This is a genomic window from Niastella sp. sgz303648, assembly GCF_059587045.1.
Window position 1 is genome coordinate 1 of record NZ_JCAPSW010000050.1, and the last position, 1977, is coordinate 1977.

Consider the following 1977-nt stretch of genomic DNA (forward strand, 5'->3'; position numbering starts at 1 on the left):
CAGCAGGAGAACTATTCGACAGCCTGCTGATCTATGAGAACTACCCGGTGAGCGAGGTGGTAGGATCGCGCAACTGGCGCCTGAAGGTAAGCGGTCTGGAAGTAAAGGAACAGGTGAACTATCCGTTGTCGATCATGATCGCAGCGGGAGAAGAGATAGGGATGCGATTAAGTTACAATACTTCGCTGATAGAAGCAGCTTCGATAGTGCGGATAGGGGAACATTTTGAGCGGATCTTACTGCAGATCGTTAGGGAGGAGGCAATGTCGTTGGGAGAACTGAAGTTGCTGGGCGAGGATGAGCTTGGCGAACTGGCGGGCTTCAATGCCACGGCGGTGGCGTATGGCATTACAGGCACGGTGGTAGATCAGTTTGTAGCACAGGCCGGTCGAACGCCGGATGCAGTGGCGGTTGTATATGAGGGATCGCATTTGAGCTACCGGGAGCTGGATCAGCGTTCGAACCAGTTGGCGCATTACCTGCGCAAACAGGGCGTGGGGGCCGGGGTGCTGGTGCCGCTCTGCATCGACAGGTCGCTGGATATGATCGTAGGCATACTGGGTATTCTGAAAGCCGGCGGCGCGTATGTACCGCTGGATCCGTCGTATCCGGTGGAGCGGCTGCGGTATATGCTTGAAGACACGGCCGCGGCAGTGCTGGTGAGCAGCAGCCGTCAGCGGGAGCTGCTGGCCTTGCTGCGGGAACCCCGCTGCGGGCAAATGGGAGCGTCTGGCTGTTCGCAACAGGGAGGGGCTCACTGTATGGGCCATGGAATTTCCGGCTGTGTGTTGCCGGCAGAACCACGCTGTGTGTTGCTGGACGAGCAATGGGCTGAGATCAGCCGTGAGCCGCAGAGCCGCCCGGAAGGGGTGTCGGCGATGAAGGATGCCTGTTATGTGATCTACACGTCGGGCTCAACGGGTCGCCCCAAGGGCGTGGTGGTGGAACATGGAAGTGTAGTGAATTTTCTGCTGAGCATGTCGGATCAGTTGTCGTTTTCAGCAGCCGACAGCTTTTTAAGTGTGACCACCTTTGGTTTTGATATATGTTATCTGGAAATGTATCTGCCCCTGATCAAAGGGGGCCAAACGATATTGATGGATGATGTTACGGTTCGGGATGGTTATTTATTAAAGGGAGCCTTGGCGCGCTACAAGCCGACGCATATGCAGGCAACGCCAACGGGCTGGCGGGTATTGCTCGACAGTGGCTGGAGGAATGAGGAGGGCGTGAAGATACTGATAGGCGGAGAGGCAGTGAGCGAAGAGATCAAGGATCGTTTAACGGGATTAGGCTGGGTGATAAACCTGTATGGCCCGACGGAGACGACGATCTGGTCTTCGTGCAAGGTGTTGCGAAGAGAAGAACGGGTGTCGATCGGCCAGCCGATAGCCAATACACAGCTATACATAGTGAATGAAGAGGGCATGTTACAGGTGCGGGGAGCAGTAGGGGAGTTGTGGATCGGTGGAGCAGGCCTGGCGCGTGGTTATCTGAACCAGCCGGAGCTGACGGCAGAGCGGTTTATAGAGGCAGGGCCTTGGGGCCGGGTGTACCGGACGGGCGACCGAGGTCGCTGGTTGAATACGGGAGATATGGATTTTATGGGTAGGATGGATGGTCAGGTGAAGCTTCGTGGCCACCGCATCGAGCTGGGCGAAGTGGAAGAGGTTCTTCGTCAGGCGCCGCAGGTGAAGCAATGTGTGGTCGTGGTTCGGGAGCAGGCAAATGGAGAGCCGCGGCTGGTGGGCTATGTGGTGATTGAGGGTGAGCTTGACCGGGAGTTGATCCTGGGTGCTGTTCGCCGGCGTTTGCCGGAATACATGGTTCCGTCGGCGCTGGTGAAACTGGAGGGGTTGCCGCTGACGGCCAACGGGAAGGTGGACCGCAAATCGCTGCCGGCGCCGGAGCAGGGTGGAGGCGAAGAAGAAGGCTATGAAGCGCCGCGAAGTGAAGCGGAGCGTCAGCTGGCGCAGA

1 protein-coding gene is annotated in these 1977 nt (G+C 57.6%); it reads left to right on the forward strand.

Annotated features, from left to right (window positions below; genetic code table 11):
* Positions 1–1977, forward strand: a 1977-nt coding sequence (locus AC59IL_RS38835) for a non-ribosomal peptide synthetase (RefSeq protein WP_496557651.1), incomplete at both ends; no start/stop codon positions are given.